The 16661-nt window shown below is 49.9% G+C and carries 15 protein-coding genes, 1 tRNA gene and 1 other RNA gene; 4 read left to right on the top strand and 13 right to left on the bottom strand.

What is annotated here, in order from left to right; genetic code table 11:
• A partial coding sequence (locus tag H8K47_RS15585; protein WP_186880672.1) for an IS3 family transposase occupies positions 1-93 on the top strand: 93 nt, incomplete at its 5' end.
• A 100-nt stretch (positions 94-193) separates the two neighbouring features.
• Here the strand turns inward: H8K47_RS15585 and H8K47_RS15590 are convergent.
• From H8K47_RS15590 to H8K47_RS18520, 8 genes are all read right to left on the bottom strand, one after another.
• Entirely contained in the window at positions 194-1654 is a 1461-nt protein-coding gene (locus H8K47_RS15590; RefSeq protein ID WP_186882331.1) for a DEAD/DEAH box helicase, read from the bottom strand.
• A 6-nt stretch (positions 1655-1660) separates the two neighbouring features.
• Positions 1661-1738: transfer RNA gene (locus H8K47_RS15595), tRNA-Ile, on the bottom strand.
• Between the two features lie 170 nt (positions 1739-1908).
• Complete coding sequence (gene rpoD / locus H8K47_RS15600) at positions 1909-4332, bottom strand: RNA polymerase sigma factor RpoD (RefSeq protein ID WP_186882359.1); 2424 nt, start codon at positions 4330-4332, stop codon at positions 1909-1911.
• A gap of 751 nt (positions 4333-5083) precedes the next feature.
• Entirely contained in the window at positions 5084-6880 is a 1797-nt protein-coding gene (gene dnaG, locus H8K47_RS15605; protein ID WP_186882332.1) for a DNA primase, read from the bottom strand.
• Between the two features lie 35 nt (positions 6881-6915).
• Entirely contained in the window at positions 6916-7362 is a 447-nt protein-coding gene (locus H8K47_RS15610; protein ID WP_162019957.1) for a GatB/YqeY domain-containing protein, read from the bottom strand.
• Positions 7363-7486: 124 nt separating this feature from the next.
• Positions 7487-7699, bottom strand: a complete 213-nt coding sequence (gene rpsU, locus H8K47_RS15615) for a 30S ribosomal protein S21 (protein ID WP_005877634.1) — start codon at positions 7697-7699, stop codon at positions 7487-7489.
• Between the two features lie 238 nt (positions 7700-7937).
• Positions 7938-9137 carry a BaiN/RdsA family NAD(P)/FAD-dependent oxidoreductase gene (locus H8K47_RS15620; RefSeq protein WP_186882333.1) on the bottom strand — a complete coding sequence of 400 codons (1200 nt, stop codon included), beginning with the start codon at positions 9135-9137 and terminating at the stop codon, positions 7938-7940.
• Positions 9138-9337: 200 nt separating this feature from the next.
• On the bottom strand, positions 9338-9469 hold the full coding sequence (locus H8K47_RS18520) for a hypothetical protein (RefSeq protein WP_268974430.1): 132 nt from the start codon (positions 9467-9469) through the stop codon (positions 9338-9340).
• Between the two features lie 20 nt (positions 9470-9489).
• On the opposite strand from H8K47_RS18520, the gene H8K47_RS15625 reads away from it, so the two are divergent.
• Entirely contained in the window at positions 9490-11760 is a 2271-nt protein-coding gene (locus H8K47_RS15625; RefSeq protein ID WP_186882334.1) for a TonB-dependent receptor, read from the top strand.
• Between the two features lie 126 nt (positions 11761-11886).
• Here the strand turns inward: H8K47_RS15625 and ybiB are convergent, their stop codons facing one another.
• The 5 genes from ybiB to H8K47_RS15650 form a co-directional block, all read right to left on the bottom strand.
• A complete protein-coding gene (gene ybiB, locus H8K47_RS15630) occupies positions 11887-12897 on the bottom strand; it encodes a DNA-binding protein YbiB (protein ID WP_186882335.1) in 1011 nt (336 codons plus the stop codon).
• Positions 12898-12904: 7 nt separating this feature from the next.
• On the bottom strand, positions 12905-13363 hold the full coding sequence (locus H8K47_RS15635; protein WP_186882360.1) for an EVE domain-containing protein: 459 nt from the start codon (positions 13361-13363) through the stop codon (positions 12905-12907).
• Between the two features lie 177 nt (positions 13364-13540).
• Positions 13541-13720, bottom strand: a non-coding RNA gene (gene ssrS / locus H8K47_RS15640) — 6S RNA.
• A gap of 67 nt (positions 13721-13787) precedes the next feature.
• On the bottom strand, positions 13788-14114 hold the full coding sequence (locus H8K47_RS15645; RefSeq protein ID WP_186882336.1) for a cell division protein ZapA: 327 nt from the start codon (positions 14112-14114) through the stop codon (positions 13788-13790).
• Positions 14111-14341 carry a DUF904 domain-containing protein gene (locus tag H8K47_RS15650; RefSeq protein WP_230404999.1) on the bottom strand — a complete coding sequence of 77 codons (231 nt, stop codon included), beginning with the start codon at positions 14339-14341 and terminating at the stop codon, positions 14111-14113. The genes H8K47_RS15645 and H8K47_RS15650 overlap by 4 nt, the downstream gene beginning before the upstream one ends.
• 515 nt (positions 14342-14856) lie before the next feature.
• On the opposite strand from H8K47_RS15650, the gene trxA reads away from it, so the two are divergent.
• Together trxA and rho are read left to right on the top strand one after the other, a co-directional pair.
• Positions 14857-15183, top strand: coding sequence for a thioredoxin TrxA (trxA, locus tag H8K47_RS15655; protein WP_186882337.1), 327 nt, complete (start codon positions 14857-14859; stop codon positions 15181-15183).
• 207 nt (positions 15184-15390) lie between these two features.
• On the top strand, positions 15391-16653 hold the full coding sequence (gene rho, locus H8K47_RS15660) for a transcription termination factor Rho (RefSeq protein ID WP_162019950.1): 1263 nt from the start codon (positions 15391-15393) through the stop codon (positions 16651-16653).
• The last annotated feature ends 8 nt before the right edge of the window (positions 16654-16661 follow it).

Genomic DNA, 16661 nt, shown 5'->3' on the forward strand with positions numbered 1-16661 from the left:
GACTACATCCACTACTATAATCATGACCGTATAAAACTGAAATTAAAAGGGCTGAGTCCTGTTCAATACAGAAATCAGCCCTTGGCCACGTAACTATCAAGCTGTCCAACTAAATGGGGTCACTTCAACGCAGCTCCTTTTTTATTATTGGTCGCCAGTGAAAAAACGCGACCAGCATATGCTTAAGATATGCTTAAGAACGGGCTTTGAGTAAGCCGCCCAACAAAGCTGCCCGCTTCTGAGGCTTAGCTGCGCTGGCCTCTTCTGTCTGCGCAGTTGCTACAGGCAGAGTCGCAGTTGTACTTGGTGTGTACGGTTTCAGGAACCACGGATCTACTTTTTCACGCGGTGGCTGATATCCTCTGGCCGGACGTGCATCATGTCTGCTGCCAGATTCATGTCTGCTACCGGAATCAAAACGTTCACGCGTTGGCTTAGCGCGCTCAGTATGCACGGAAGTCGCGACAAACCCGGATAACTGCAGGCGCACAATTTTCTGTTTGATGAGCTTCTCTATATCAACCAGCAAACGCTCATCCTGATCAGTATGCAAAGAAATTGCATCGCCCTTGGCACCGGCACGACCAGTACGGCCAATACGGTGCACATAATCTTCAGCGTTGTAAGGCAGATCAAAGTTGATCACACACGGCATCTCAGAAATATCCAGTCCACGCGCAGCCACATCGGTTGCGACCAGCACTTCAACTTCGCCGCGTTTGAAATCCTCCAATGCCACCATACGCTCATTCTGTGATTTATCACCATGAATTGCAGCAGCTTTGACACCTTGCTTGACCAAATGTACTGCCAGACGCGAAGCACCGATCTTCGTGTTGGAGAACACGATGACCTGCTTCAGACCACGTTCACGGATAATGAAAGAAACTGCGTCACGCTTTTCTTCTTCAGAGACTTTATACAGTATCTGCGTCACATTATCGGACGTCGCATTACTGCGAGCAACTTCAATGGTTTGCGGCTGATTCAGGAAGCTTGCTGCGAGTTTCTTAATCTCCGGCGAGAACGTTGCAGAGAACATCAGATTCTGCCGCTGTTTTGGTAACAGGTTGATGATACGCTGCAGATCAGGTAAGAATCCCATATCCAGCATACGATCCGCCTCATCCATCACCAGTATCTGAGTCTGCGACAGATTAATCGTTTTTTGCTGCACGTGATCGAGTAAACGTCCGGGCGTTGCGATCACAATTTCCACGCCTACCCTTAATGCAGCCGTTTGCGGATTCATATCGACCCCGCCAAACACCACAGTAGAGCGTAAAGGCGTGAAGCGCGAATAGGCTTTCACATTTTCAGCCACCTGATCTGCCAGCTCACGGGTCGGCGTCAAAATCAATGCACGTACCGGATGACGCGCAGGTGAAGCACTGGAGTTCGCATGCGCCAGCAAACGCTGGATGATAGGCAGCGAAAAACCAGCCGTCTTACCGGTACCAGTCTGTGCAGCGCCCATGACGTCCTTACCTTGCAGTACAACAGGAATTGCCTGTGCCTGGATAGGGGTAGGATGCACATAGCCTTGTTCGGTCAATGCACGCAAAATATCTGGCGACAAGCCAAAATCTTCAAACCGGACTTGTGCCGCTGTTTGATCTGTAGGGGATGGGGTGTGGGACTTCGTATCGGTCATGATAAATGGTGGGCCTCCCGTGAGTCGAACACGGTACCAACGGATTATGAGTCCGCTGCTCTAACCAGCATGAGCTAGAGGCCCAATTCTTTCTGCAAGCAATGCCTGCTGTAATCTGAGGTTAATCCAGGTTTGGAAAAGGACTTCAGGATTTGCAGGTAAAGCCAGATGCTGCCGCCTGCAAATATTGCGCCGAAAACTCAGCACAACATATTGAACGGGCACCGAAAAAAATCAGCGCCCATTATATACGATTAATTACCTTCTAGGAAGCTCTTGAGCTTATCAGAACGCGATGGATGACGTAATTTTCTTAAAGCTTTCGCCTCTATCTGGCGAATGCGCTCACGTGTCACGTCAAACTGTTTACCAACTTCTTCCAGCGTGTGGTCAGTCGACATTTCAACGCCAAAACGCATGCGCAGCACTTTAGCTTCACGTGGTGTCAATGAATCCAACACATCCTTGACCACATTCCGCATCGATGCATGCAAAGCTGCGTCGGCTGGCGCCAGGGTGTGATTGTCCTCAATGAAGTCGCCCAGATGGGAATCATCGTCGTCGCCGATCGGTGTTTCCATGGAAATCGGTTCCTTAGCGATCTTCATGATTTTGCGGATTTTATCTTCCGGCATTTCCATTTTGATCGCCAGTGTAGCCGGATCCGGTTCAACACCGGTTTCCTGCAAAATTTGACGCGAGATACGATTCATTTTATTGATCGTCTCTATCATATGAACAGGAATACGGATAGTACGCGCCTGATCTGCAATAGAACGGGTAATCGCCTGACGTATCCACCAGGTTGCATAGGTCGAGAATTTATAGCCGCGACGGTATTCAAATTTATCGACAGCTTTCATCAAACCGATATTCCCCTCCTGAATCAGATCCAGGAACTGCAAGCCACGGTTGGTATATTTTTTTGCAATAGAAATCACCAGACGCAAGTTAGCCTCTGTCATTTCACGCTTCGCTTTACGCGCCTTCATTTCGCCGGCAGACATGCGCTTGTTAATATTGCGCAGATCAGCCAGAGGCAATACGACACGCGCCTGCAGATCAATCAGCTTTTGCTGTAACTGCTGTACTGCGGGTACATTGCGGCCAAGAATAGCACTGTACGAATGACCGGAATTGACCTCACCTTCGACCCAGGACAAATTGGTTTCATTGCCAGGGAAAACTTTGATGAAATGCGAGCGCGGCATACCGCAACGATTAACTGCCACTTCCAGAATTTGCTTCTCGATGTGACGCACTTCGTCGACCTGGCCACGCAAGGTGTCGCACAGCTTCTCGACGACTTTAGCGGTAAAGCGTATGCCCAACAATTCATTCGAAATTGCTTCCTGCGCCTTCACATACGACTTGGAGTTGTAACCCTCTTTTTCGTAAGATTTGCGCATTTTTTCGAAATTGGTCGCAATGATCTGGAACTTCGCCAGCGCTTCTCGCTTCATCTGCTCCAGCTGCTCGGAAGAAATCGCTGCAGCACCTGCTGCACCACCGTCCTCTTCTTCCTCTTCTTCCTCTTCTTCCTCTTCTTCCTCTTCATCAGAGTCGTCATCGGAAGGCGCCACGACCGCAACAGCCGGAGCATCTTCTACTGCATTCGGGTCCACCAGACCATCAACGATTTCATCAATCTTGATTTCATCTGCTGCAATTTTATCGGCAGCTGCCAGAATTTCGGCGATCGTAGTTGGACAGGCGGAAATCGCCTGTATCATGTCCTTCAGACCTTCTTCGATTTTCTTGGCGATAACGATCTCGCCTTCACGGGTCAACAACTCAACCGAACCCATTTCACGCATATACATGCGGACAGGATCGGTGGTGCGACCAAAATCAGAATCCACCGTAGACAAGGCGGCTTCAGCAGCTGCCTCAACCTCATCATCGTCTGTAGTCACAGTAACTACATTGTCAGACAATAACAGGGTTTCCGCGTCAGGAGCCTGCTCGTATACCGCAACGCCCATGTCGTTGAAGGTACCGATAATGCCTTCAATCGCTTCCGGATCAACCACGTTTTCCGGCAAGTGATCATTAATTTCTGCAAAGGTCAGATAACCGCGGTCTTTACCCAGTTTAATCAGGGTTTTTAACTTCTGACGGCGGCGTTCCAACTCTTCTTCTGTCGCTTCGGGATCAGAAGAGAACGCATCTTTCAATAACGCTTTTTCTTTTGCCTTACGATCTTTTGCTTTCGCCTTATCAATGGCTTTCATCTCCGCGCGTTCAACCGCATTCAGAGCAGCAATTTCTTCGTTTTCAGGCTGGTATTCTTTAGGTTTGCGCCCCCGGCGTCCTGGCACTTTTACACCAGGCAACACATAGCCCGAGGTATCTATCGTCGCCAGTACAGCGGCATCTGTAGTCTGGCTGACTGCAGGTGCTGATCCGGTCTTAATCTCCTGAACTTCAGGCACAGCTTTTGCCGATTTACGACTCGCCTTAGGCGCCGGTTTTGCTTCAGCTTTGTCGACAACAGCCGGCGCTTCCGGCGCGGCGACTTCTGCCTTAGCTACGGCAGTTGCTTTACGCTTTTTAGGGGCAAGGGATTCCAGATTCTCAGCAGCCACGTCGGCTTTCTTAGATTTGGAGGATGACTTGGTACTAACTTCTTTCACAGGCGCTTTCTTTGCTGAAGTCGATTTTGCTGATTCGGTCATAGACTTTTTCGGACTGGCTTTTTCAGTGACTTTAGCTGCCGGGGCAACTGCGACGGCAGATTTCACTTTAGGCGCTTTCACGTCTTTCGCAACCCCTTTTTTCTCTGCAGCTTTGAGCTTAGGATTATGTTGAGGGGCATCATTTTTTAAGGCAACTCGTGCAGCCGTACCGGCTGCCGTTTTTGTCTGCGCTTTCGCACTGACACTGACTGCTTTGGCTGCAGCAGCTGGGCGTGCCGCTTTTTTTACGGGTACATCGCCGGCATCTTTCACAGACGCCTTAGCCGCTGTTTTTTTTACCGTTGTCGGTATCAGGGTTTTCGCGGGTTTCTTCATTGCGTTAGCCATTGAATCAAACCATCCGGTACTGAGGAAGTCGTCTGCGATACTTCTCAACAAAATAAACAATAGCCAACGGCTCTGGATCTGCCAGCCCCGCAGCTCATTTTGTTTCAGACTTCCCGAGTCTCAGCGCCAGCGTTTTGGGTTACTCGGAGGAGCATCTGCTCACCTAAACAACACATTCTGCACAGAAAAACATCAAAAACGGCAGAATGAAACAACCTAAGACCTTGAATCGAAAGCTTTTAATTATACCATGCGGACACCGCATTCTCTAGCCTGACCGGGCGTACAACGGCTCAGAACTGATAAAAAAATAGGCAAAGCTTTCAATTTAACCTATTCCTCAGGCGATAAACATTTATACAAAAAAGACCTGCAAAAAACAATTAAAGTGCAAAAAAAATCCTTATTGGCGGTTAGCCGCCTCAGATATCGCCTGTTTGCGCAATTGATCCAATGTCAACATGATATCCCGCCAGCGATTCTTTTCCAGCTCGCCATGCAACCCAGCTGCAACCAGCCGCTCCGCCTCTACCTTGAGTGCCTGGGTACGTATCTGGCGCACAGCCCCCAATAATTCAAGCCTGACCAGCTCGGGCTCGGTATCCGTTTGTTCAGCAACTTCAGCGATCAGACCATCAAAATCTGATCCCGTTCCCCGCAATTGCTCGGCAAGCGCGACGAATTGCGCATTTTCCCCTAAGGACATACAGACCAGCACCAACTCTTTTAGCATCGCTGCGCCATCCGGCGCCAATAGGGCAGCATCTTGCAAGACGTGCTCATCAACATAAACCGCCAAGGCAGGGTATGCGACCAGAATACGCATAATCTGACGCTCCAGCCCGACCGGCGCACTACGCTTAGTGCGTGGCGGCGCCAACTTTACTCTGGCAACAGGCTGACTTAATTCAAACATAGTCTCGATTTCTGCCGGCGCCGTCATCGTCTGCTGCGCCAAATTACGCACTATCTGCAAGCGCAAACCCGAGGCCTGCATCGCCTGCAGCAAAGGCCTGGCATCAAACTGCGTTTTTGCACGGCCTTCAGCCGAATTCAAATCATTAACACCGATTACTTCGCGCATAAAAAACTGCGACAAAGGCATCGCGTCACGTACTTGCTGCTCAAATGCATCAGCACCAAATTCGCGGATGTAACTATCCGGATCATGCTCTGGTGGCAAAAACAGAAACTTGATAAATTTATCGTCATTCGCGTGCGGCAAACACGCTTCCAGTGCACGTCGCGCCGCCCGGCGCCCGGCAGCATCACCATCAAAACTGAAGATCACATGATCGGTCTGTCGTAACAGCTTTTGCACATGGGTGGGCGTACACGCAGTACCCAGTGTGGCAACGGCTTGCGGAAACCCCATTTGTGCCAGCGCCACCACATCCATATAGCCTTCTGTGACCAGCACATAGCCGGCATCGCGGATAGCCTGCCTGGCTTCAAACAAGCCATACAACTCAAAGCCTTTTTGAAACAACGGAGTCTCAGGGGAATTCAGGTATTTGGGCTCACCCTGCTCCATGATGCGACCACCAAAACCAATAATCTGGCCCTTGGTATTTCGAATCGGAAACATTACGCGATCACGGAAGCGGTCATAGCGCTTACGCCCGGCACCTTCCTCATCGCTTTTATCAATGACCAGCCCCGCCTCGACCAGCTCCGAAGCAGAATAATCCGGATACACACTACGCAGCCCATCCCAGGAATCAGGCGCAAAACCCAAGGCAAAACGAGCCGCAATTTCGCCTGTCAGACCGCGTTTTTTTAGATAAGCGATAGCATTCGGCGCATGACGCAGTTGCTGCTTGTAATACTCCCCCGCTTTAGTCATTACTTCGGACAAAGCCAGACTTTTCGCCTGCACTTCGGCACGCTGAGCCGGCAGCATACGATCCTCTTCCGGCACAACCAGACCCTGACTTTGCGCCAGATCACGTATTGCGTCGACATAGCTGAGCCCGGAATACTCCATCAAAAAACCTATAGAGCTGCCATGCGCACCACAGCCAAAGCAATGGTAGAACTGCTTAGTCGGACTAACCGTAAAGCTGGGGGATTTTTCATTATGGAAGGGACACAAACCCATATAGTTTGCGCCACCTTTTTTCAACTGGACGTACTTACCCACCACGTCGACAATATCAACGCGGGCAAGCAGATCCTGAATAAAACTTTGCGGTATCAATGCATACTGCCGGTAGCTCCGGCATTCGTATTCAATTATTTAGACAAAGCCGCTTTGACCAGACCAGATACTTTACCCATATCGGCACGGCCAGCCAGCTTCTGCTTCAGCACATCAATGACCTTACGCATATCCTGAGGGCCGGCAGCACCTGTTTCAGCAACCGCAGCATTCACCGCAGCCTGCACCTCTTCGTCAGACAAAGCCGCAGGCATATAAGTCGCCAGCACTTCGATTTCCGCTTTTTCGATGTCCGCCAGGTCCTGACGTCCGCCAGCCTCAAACTGCTGAACGGAGTCCTTACGCTGCTTGATCATTTTTTCTATGATGGCCAACACCATGCCATCATCCAGCTCAACCCGCTCATCGACTTCTTTTTGCTTCATTGCCGCAGTCAGCAGGCGTATCGTCGCCAGCTTACTTGCTTCCTTAGCGCGCATGGCTGCTTTCATGTCGTCGGTGATTTGGTCTTTTAAGCTCATTACTTACCCCTGGATACTGAATCAGATAAAAACAACAAAGCCCGCTGCGGCTTACCGGAGCGGGCATGCAAACCTAAGCTATACAACTCTGAAAGCACCTGGCATAACCAGACACCAATCAGGATTAGTACATCTTCTTAGGCAATTGCTGACTACGAATGCGTTTGTAGTGACGCTTAACTGCGGCAGCCAGCTTACGCTTACGCTCTGCAGTTGGCTTCTCGTAGAACTCGCGAGCGCGCAATTCGGTCAACAGACCGGTCTTTTCGATAGTGCGCTTGAAGCGGCGCATGGCGACTTCGAACGGCTCGTTTTCTTTAAGGCGAATTGTGGTCATTTAAGTTCAAACCATGGAAAAATTATAGGAAGACAGAGATATTAACAGGAATTCTTGAAAATGGGAAGAATACTGATTAAATCTTACGCAAATTTTGAGATTCTGTAGCAACAAAAACCACAAAACCTTTCAGAGTCTATCCAATTTTCTTGAAATTCCGGTCTGACCGGAGCTAACCCTGAATGCGGCATTGTACACCAAAGCATGAATACTGGCACCCTAAGAATTTCAAACTGACTCAGACCGCCGATCCGGCTGCAAACCCGGACGCCCATGCCCATTGGAAATTATAGCCACCAAGCCAGCCTGTTACATCCATCGCCTCACCGATAAAGTATAGTCCTGGAACCTTAGTCACCATCATCGTTTGCTGCGACAATTCACGGGTATCCACCCCACCCCGCGTCACTTCGGCTTTTTTGTAGCCCTCGGATCCGCTTGGTATCAACTCCCAGCGATTCAGCTTCTCACCCAGCAAACGCAAGCGTTTATCCTGCATCTCTGCCAGTTTTGCTGCACCATCAAATCCATGCGCCTGCAGTAAGCCATCCGCCAGTCGCGCAGGCAGGTATTGCGCAAGGTAATTTGCCAAATTCTTCTTACTATTATTTTTACCGGCTAACAATTCTTCTGCCAAATCAACTTCAGGCAACAGATTAATCCGGATCGCAGCCCCTGGCTGCCAGAAACTGGATATCTGCAACACCGCTGGCCCAGACAAGCCCCGGTGTGTAAACAACAGGTCCTCACGGAACTGCATTTTCTGTTTTTTATCACCCGTCGCGATATCCACTTCCAGCGAAATACCCGCCAAAGGAATAAACGGCGCCCAGGATTGCGCATCAAATGTTAAGGGTACCAACGCTGGCCTGGGTTCAACCATTTTCAACTGAAACTGACGCGCGATCTGATGCGCAAAATCAGTCGCACCAATTTTAGGGATAGATAAACCTCCGGTCGCAATGACGACAGATTCGGTCACCAACTCACCTTGCGAGCTCCGTATCAAAAAGCCCTGTTCAGGCAGTCGCTCAACACTACCGACAGTACCAGGCATGCACCACTGCACCTTAGCCGCATCACATTCCGACTTAAGGACATGAATAATATCTTCCGCAGAATTGTCGCAAAACAACTGCCCCTTATGCTTTTCATGCCAGGCAACGCGATAGCGCTGCAACAAAGCAAGAAAGTCTTGCGGGGTGTAACGCGACAGTGCACTTTTACAGAAATGCGGATTATCAGACAGAAAATTCGCCGGTCCTGCCTGCAGATTTGTGAAGTTGCAGCGCCCACCGCCAGAGATACGTATTTTCTCCGCCAGCTTACTGGCGTGATCGATTAACACCACGCGCTTGCCGCGCTTAGCTGCAGTTGCCGCACACATCATTCCGGCAGCACCGGCACCGATCACCACTACATCGACCTGTTTATTCATGACATTTCCATTTCTCAGAACGCGCGATTGTAACGGATAGCGGAAAAACGATCATCAGAGCAGGGCAAAGCAGCTTTTTTGCTTAACAAGCTGTTCATGCCACATATATTTATAAATCATTAATCTGTTTGATATACACAACATTTTCATATAGTAATTTCAAGTATTTATAGTTGAAAATAATATGTTCTTGACGAAGCTCAAGCACTAAGAGTTAACTGCTGCACATAGGCCGCAAACGTTTGCGCACTGCGCTCCATATGTCTGTCTGAGTGCAAGGCATCAGAGAAAGACGGCATCATGTTGAAGCTCTGCAATTCCAGATTACCCATCAACTTTCCAAGGAAAACCCATGACTGCGAAATCCAAGCGTCAGTTTTACAAAGGGACTACCCAAACCCTGATCGCGCTGGCAGTGTCCACCGCCTTCCCTATGCATGCCGCCTGGGCTCAGGAAGCAAAACCAGAAGCAGCAAAAAATGACGGTACCAAGCTGGAAACAGTGATAGTAACCGCCAACCGCCGTGCAGAAAACATCAAAGAAGTACCGATGTCGATTTCTGCGATCAAAGGCGATGCGCTCGACACCTACAATGCCAGCGGCCAAGACATCCGTTTCCTGGCAGCGCGCGTACCGAGTCTGAACGTTGAATCCGACTTTGGCCGCTCCTTCCCACGCTTTTATATTCGTGGTCTGGGCAATACCGATTTCGATCTGAATGCATCCCAGCCTGTTGGCCTGGTGTATGACGACGTCGTTCAGGAAAGCCCTATGCTGAAAGGCTTCCCGGTTTTCGACGTAGAACAGGTAGAAATCCTGCGCGGCCCACAAGGCACGCTGTTCGGCCGCAACTCTCCAGCTGGTGTGATCAAGTTTGACTCCGCTAAACCTAGCCGCCGTTTTGAAGGCTATGGCAACATAGGTTACGGCAACTACAACGCCGTCAATCTGGAAGGCGCAATCAATATTCCTTTGAACCAGGACTGGGCAATGCGCTTCTCCGGTCAGGCACAAAGCCGCGACAACCGCGTAACCAATCCACGTGCTACCGGCGAAAAAAATCTGGAAGGCTACCGCGATAACGCAGCGCGCCTGCAATTCCTGTACAAAAACGGTAACTTCAGTGCTTTGCTGAATCTGCATGGCCGTGACATGTCCGGCAACGCAACCCTGTTCCGCGCTAACATCATACAAAAAGGCTCGAATGAGCTGGTACCTGGCTTTGACTACGGCAGCTACCCGACCGACGGCCTGAACAAGCAAACCTTGACTTCCTCCGGCGCCAGCGCACGTCTGCGCTGGGATCTGGACGGTATTACCGTGCATTCCATCACGGGTTACGACAAGGCGAAGTTCTACAGCCGCGCTGACGTCGATGGCGGCTATGGCGCATCCTATGCACTGCCTATGGGCCCAGGCTCCATTCCTTTCGCGGCTGAAACCGCTGACGGACTGCCATATCTGAAGCAATTGACGCAGGAAATCCGCGTAGAATCCAATACCAAAGACAAGCTGCAATGGATCGCGGGTCTGTACTACTTCAACGAAAAACTGCAAGTCGACAGCTTTGACTTCAACTCGCTCGGTGGCAATGTACAAGACGGTTATGCAGTTCAGCACCAGAATGCTAAATCTTACGCTGCATTCGGAACGATCAACTACGCAGTCAGCGATCAGTTTAAAGTACGTGCCGGCTTGCGTTACACCAGCGATAAGAAAGATTTTGACGCACAACGTACCTGGACTCCAGGCAAAGCACCTGGTGTCGGCATCACTCCACTGTTCACTGCTAACCCTTCCTCCAGCAACCTGACCTGGGATTTGAGCGGCAGCTACACGTTGGACAAAGAAACCAATGTGTTCGCCCGTGTTGCGACTGGATACCGCGCACCGAGTATCCAGGGTCGCGTCTTGTTCGGTGATTCTATCTCCGTGGCACAGTCCGAGAAAAATCTGTCTTTCGAAGCTGGTATCAAGAAAGACATCCTGGACAATACAGCACGTGTGAGCGCAACTGTATTCCAGTACACAGCGAAAGATCTGCAACTGACGGCTGGTAGCGGTGCAGTTAACCAAAACCGCCTGGTCAATGCTGATAAAGCAACCGGTCAGGGCTTTGAGCTGGATCTGCAAGCCAATATCAACCGTAACTGGAAGGCAAATGTAGGTATCAGCTACAACGACACACAAATTAAGGACTCCGCCCTGTTTGTTTCTCCGTGCGGTAACGGATGCAGCGTGACCAATCCAGCAGGTCCGGTTGCCGGCACAGTACTGATAGGCGGCAATCCACTGCCACGCGCACCGAAATGGGTAGGTAACTTCGCACTGAAGTACACCACACAAATCGGCGAAGGCACGTTGTATGCGAACACTGACTGGTCATACAAAGACACATACAATATGTTCTTGTATGAAGCCAAAGAATACAAGGCGAAATCCTTGCTCGAAGGTGGCGTTCGTATCGGTTACATCTGGAATGATGGCAAATATGAAGTGGCTGCTTATGGTCGCAACATCACCAACAAGCAACAAGTCATCGCAGCCATCGACTTCAACAACCTGACAGGTATCGTCAACGAACCACGCAACTACGGCGTACAGTTCAAAGTCAATTTCTAATTACCTGATGGTCCGCCCGCTCAGTAACGAGCGGGCACAAAAAAATGCACTGGCTTTAAAACCGGTGCATTTTTTTTTGACACTACGCCCCTCCCTGCGAATAGCGTAGCTTTATTTATCTAAGCCTTACTGTGCTAAATACTCAACGGCGTTCGCTGTCAGCCCATGTAACCGGCGACTGATGCTGACGCACAGCCTGACTTGCTCTGCGATATTCGCCGGAACAGGCAACTCCTGATTTAAGACCTTGTGTATCCAGACTGCGGTGGAGGTGGCATCAATGTCTTCAGGCAGTTCAGGCTCTGTAGCAGTTAACAGCTCTTGCTTTTCCAACAGCGTCTCACGCACGCCTTGGGCAAATCGGTCTATCTGCTGCGCGCGGCCCGTGTTGGCTACGACCTCGCCTTCTGTTCCACGCATCATCAACACCTCACCCTGAGTCTGATTGAGATGGGTAGAAAAATAATGTCCCAAAGACTGCAAATACTCAGGATGGGTATAGGAATACAAGCGCAGTGCAGGAATATCGAAGGGCAACAACATCTTCACCAGGGTATGCGAGGAATTGCGCACCCCCAGAATACGCCGGAGCATCAGTAGCCGGTGTAAAGCGGGCGACAAGTAGTCCAACTCCATCATGGCTGGCACACCAGCGGCAAAGCGCTGGCTGACTTCCTGCGATGACTGACACAATTGTAAATCCATCGCCTGAAAAATCTCAGCACTGGTCACACGACCGGGATCTTCTGCAATCCCATGTACCAATACCGGAATACCCTCACGTGCAATCAAGAGTGCCAGCAACGGCGTCAGATTCGCTTTTTTCCGGGCGCCGTTATAGCTTGGTATCACTACGGGCGCAGCGGTCAGACCGGGTGGCAGTTGTAGCTTCAGCATGGCTGGCGCTAACGCATCCATGAAGCCCGCCAATTCATCGATGGACTCGCCTTTGATCCGCATGGACAGCAGGATTGCGCCTAACTCCAGATCACTGACGCGCTGCTCCAGCATCGCTGCAAATAAGCTGCAGGCATCCTGCCGCGACAAATCACGCGCACCGTCTTTACCACGTCCGATTTCCTTAATAAAACGGGCAGCTCGCAATGGCTGATCTCTATTCTGTCTTTGCTCATTCATGCTACGCTCACTGTGTATCCAGCAGTGCCAATACGGCCTGCCATTCTGCGGAAGTGACCGGTGTAATCGACAAGCGGCTACCTTTTTGTAACACCAGCATATCGGCCAGCTCCGCGTGTGTTCGCATTTCAGCCAGACTCAGCAAGCGGGTCTTTTTGATTGCACGCACATCAACCATCATCCAGCGCGGATTTTCCTGAGTTGATTTCGGATCGTAATAATGACTCGTCGCATCAAACTGAGTATGGTCGGGATAGGCGCTGCTGCACACCTCAGCAATGCCCGCGATACCAGGCTCAGCGCAACTGGAGTGATAGAACAACACGCCATCGCCCAATTGCATCTGATCGCGCATGAAATTTCTGGCCTGATAATTGCGAACACCAAACCAGGGAACGCTGCCAGCCGCTAGCGCATCATCGATACTGACTTCATCGGGTTCAGACTTCATTAACCAATACGCCATCATCCTCTCCTGACTGTCTCAAATACTGAAAAGCATATTGTCGCACAGTGCAATCCAGACAGCGTGCAACAGCTAGCAACGAGCTTCCTATATAAGGCTGCCAACTCCGTGCTGCCTCGGCGACTCTTAATTCGCAATGCAAAAAAAATGGCTGTCATCACTGACAGCCATTCTGCATAAGTCCCCACCAGAGCCGCTATGCCGGCATCCTGAACCTGATGGTTCAAGTTGGCCACAGTCAGTTCAATTTCGGGTTCATCGGACTAGCGACGCTCACGCCCATCGAACTATGTTCCGCAGCCTATGCACATAAATGGTTCAAGGAATATATGACATTGGCGAACACGGCAGGGAATTGAAGTTTACTCCTAAAACCCGCGTAAGGGATAGTTGTTTTGATGAAATAATCTAATAAATCTCAGGTTCAAAATAGCTTTTCTTGCGGTGTCAGTGCCTGATCCATGATTTGATGCATGCTCGTGATTTTCTGTCTGACTTCGGAAATCGACATACCCGACAGCGGGCCCTCTGAAGTTTTGGTCGCCAGCAATTCTGTTGTCATGCCCAGCGCCGCCATAACAGCAATTCTGTCCGTCCCTTTGACCTTGGACGTATCGCGGATAGCGCACATTTTTGCATCCAGATAGGCAGCGGCCTCACGTAAAGCACGGTCCTCACCCTCACGGCAGGACAGCTTATAACTTTGCCCCATGATCATCACATCTACCTGAATGACTTTTTTATCGGTCATGCCGCATCTTCCTCTTGATCTTGATTAACAACTTCTGGTGGCAATAACTGTATTAATGCAAGCACACGATCCTGTGCTTGCTCTATGCGTTGCTGCATATCCAGATTCTTTGCCGTCTGGCCAGCCAGCTCATGGCGCAAAGCTGCGTTTTCCGCACGCAATGCATGCGTCAACTCAGCGAGTCTGGCGACTTTATCGGCGAGTAATTCGAATTCGGGAATCATCATAGGCTAGGTTTTGGATGCAACAAATCTGAGCTCTTATTATACGAGCAAATTTCCAGCAGCCAAGCTGAGTCGATAGCGAAATTTCGTTAATTTCGTCAAACTACATCGCAAATCATGACTGACACGGCAGGTAAGGCAAGCAAGCGCCAACCCGGACTACTCTGTAACTGAGCAAACAAAGATACCAAAATGAAGGATGACAATGTGCGGTGCTATGTCTCGCTGGATGTCTGGAATCGTCCAGCAAACAGCAAGCGACACTGGAATTCAAACAATGAATCACTGATTTTTATTTAGAGCAGCCCACATTTTAAAAAAATAGGTTATTATTTGCTGTATAGCTAACCACGCCTGACTCTTCGTTGGCATAATTCTGGTACATTCTTTCTTCACGTCACCATTGAATTCTGACCAATCGCCTTCAGATACAAATTTGAATTCGGCAAATTCCAAATAACCGACCGACATTCTGTGGCGCTGTTACCCCTTAATTTTTCCCTCTCAACGAGGATTCCATGAGCGAAAACATCAAACATGTAAGCGATGCTTCCTTTGAAGCTGACGTATTGAAATCTGAGAAACCAGTACTGGTTGACTTCTGGGCAGAGTGGTGTGGTCCTTGCAAAATGATCGCCCCTATCCTGGAAGAAGTAGCCAAAGAATATGGCGATAAAATCGTCGTTGCCAAAATGGACGTCGATGCTAACCAGGCAGTTCCTGCCAAGTTCGGTATCCGTGGTATTCCAACCCTGATCCTGTTCAAAGACGGCGCGGCAGCAGCACAAAAAGTCGGTGCGCTGGCAAAAGGTCAGCTGGTTTCCTTCATTGATAGCAATATCTAAGGTATGATCAGCACGCTGTAACTGCTGACACTGGCAGTTACAGCGCGAAGTAAATACAATTTCTGAATATTGAACGACTAAGTAACAAGAACCGACACTGGCGATAAGTCAGTGCAGTACACAAGAGTACACGATAACTATTCTGTTTATTCTGTCATTTCCTCCGTTCACTCCCCCACCTCATTTTCCCATCCCGGGACACTCACCATGCATCTATCTGAATTAAAGGCCCTACACGTATCCGCTTTGCTGGACATGGCCATAGGACTTGAAATCGACAACGCTGCCCGTATGCGCAAGCAGGAATTAATGTTTGCTATCCTGAAAAAACGCGCCAAAGCGGGCGAGCAAATTTTCGGCGACGGCACCCTGGAAGTTTTACCAGACGGCTTCGGCTTTCTGCGATCACCAGATGCCAGCTACATGGCTTCGACCGACGATATCTACATCTCACCTTCACAGATTCGCCGCTTCAATCTGCATACCGGCGACTCGATCGAAGGTGAAGTCCGTACCCCGAAAGATGGTGAGCGTTACTTCGCGCTGGTGAAAGTGGACAAAGTCAACGGCGAATCGCCGGAAGCATCCAAACACCGTATTCTGTTTGAAAACCTGACACCACTGCATCCAAATAAGGTACTGACGCTGGAACGCGAAATGCGCGGTGAAGAAAATACCACTGGCCGCATCATTGATATGATTGCACCGATAGGCCGTGGTCAGCGCGGCCTGCTGGTCGCATCGCCTAAGTCAGGTAAATCTGTGATGTTGCAGCACGTAGCGCATGCAATCACTACCAATCACCCGGATGTGACACTGATCGTATTGCTGATCGACGAACGTCCGGAAGAAGTGACCGAGATGCAGCGTTCTGTGCGCGGTGAAGTGGTTGCATCGACTTTCGATGAACCCGCCTTACGCCATGTCCAGGTTGCTGAGATGGTGCTGGAAAAAGCCAAGCGTCTGGTAGAAATGAAAAAGGACGTGGTGATTCTGCTGGACTCCATTACCCGTCTGGCACGCGCTTATAACACGGTCATTCCGGCGTCCGGCAAAGTATTGACCGGTGGTGTCGATGCCAATGCACTGCAACGTCCGAAACGCTTCTTCGGTGCAGCCCGTAATGTCGAAGAAGGTGGCTCGCTGACCATCATCGCTACTGCGCTGATCGAAACCGGCAGCCGTATGGATGACGTGATTTACGAAGAATTCAAAGGCACCGGTAACATGGAAGTTCACCTGGAACGTCGCCTCGCAGAAAAACGCGTTTATCCAGCCATCAATCTGAACAAGTCCGGCACCCGCCGTGAAGAGTTGCTGATCAAACCGGATCAGCTACAAAAGATCTGGATTTTGCGTAAGCTGCTGTACTCGATGGATGAGATCGAAGCGATGGAATTCATTCAGGACAAAATGAAAGCCACTAAAAACAATGCAGAGTTTTTTGAAATGATGCGTCGTGGTGGTTAATCTGTCTG

This window comes from Cognatundibacterium rugosum, assembly GCF_014284365.1.
Taxonomy (GTDB): Bacteria; Pseudomonadota; Gammaproteobacteria; order Burkholderiales; family Burkholderiaceae_D; genus Undibacterium; species Undibacterium rugosum.

Coding starts and splice junctions, on each gene's coding strand:
- H8K47_RS15645 (WP_186882336.1), bottom strand. CDS start 14,114: ATGACCGATAAAAAAGTCATTCAGGTAGATGTGATGATCATGGGGCAA.
- H8K47_RS15650 (WP_230404999.1), bottom strand. CDS start 14,341: ATGATGATTCCCGAATTCGAATTACTCGCCGATAAAGTCGCCAGACTC.
- H8K47_RS15620 (WP_186882333.1), bottom strand. CDS start 9,137: ATGAATAAACAGGTCGATGTAGTGGTGATCGGTGCCGGTGCTGCCGGA.
- H8K47_RS15610 (WP_162019957.1), bottom strand. CDS start 7,362: ATGAGCTTAAAAGACCAAATCACCGACGACATGAAAGCAGCCATGCGC.
- H8K47_RS18520 (WP_268974430.1), bottom strand. CDS start 9,469: ATGGGTAATCTGGAATTGCAGAGCTTCAACATGATGCCGTCTTTCTCT.
- rpoD (WP_186882359.1), bottom strand. CDS start 4,332: ATGACCGAATCAGCAAAATCGACTTCAGCAAAGAAAGCGCCTGTGAAA.
- H8K47_RS15635 (WP_186882360.1), bottom strand. CDS start 13,363: ATGGCGTATTGGTTAATGAAGTCTGAACCCGATGAAGTCAGTATCGAT.
- H8K47_RS15590 (WP_186882331.1), bottom strand. CDS start 1,654: ATGACCGATACGAAGTCCCACACCCCATCCCCTACAGATCAAACAGCG.
- H8K47_RS15625 (WP_186882334.1), top strand. CDS start 9,490: ATGACTGCGAAATCCAAGCGTCAGTTTTACAAAGGGACTACCCAAACC.
- trxA (WP_186882337.1), top strand. CDS start 14,857: ATGAGCGAAAACATCAAACATGTAAGCGATGCTTCCTTTGAAGCTGAC.
- rho (WP_162019950.1), top strand. CDS start 15,391: ATGCATCTATCTGAATTAAAGGCCCTACACGTATCCGCTTTGCTGGAC.
- rpsU (WP_005877634.1), bottom strand. CDS start 7,699: ATGACCACAATTCGCCTTAAAGAAAACGAGCCGTTCGAAGTCGCCATG.
- ybiB (WP_186882335.1), bottom strand. CDS start 12,897: ATGAATGAGCAAAGACAGAATAGAGATCAGCCATTGCGAGCTGCCCGT.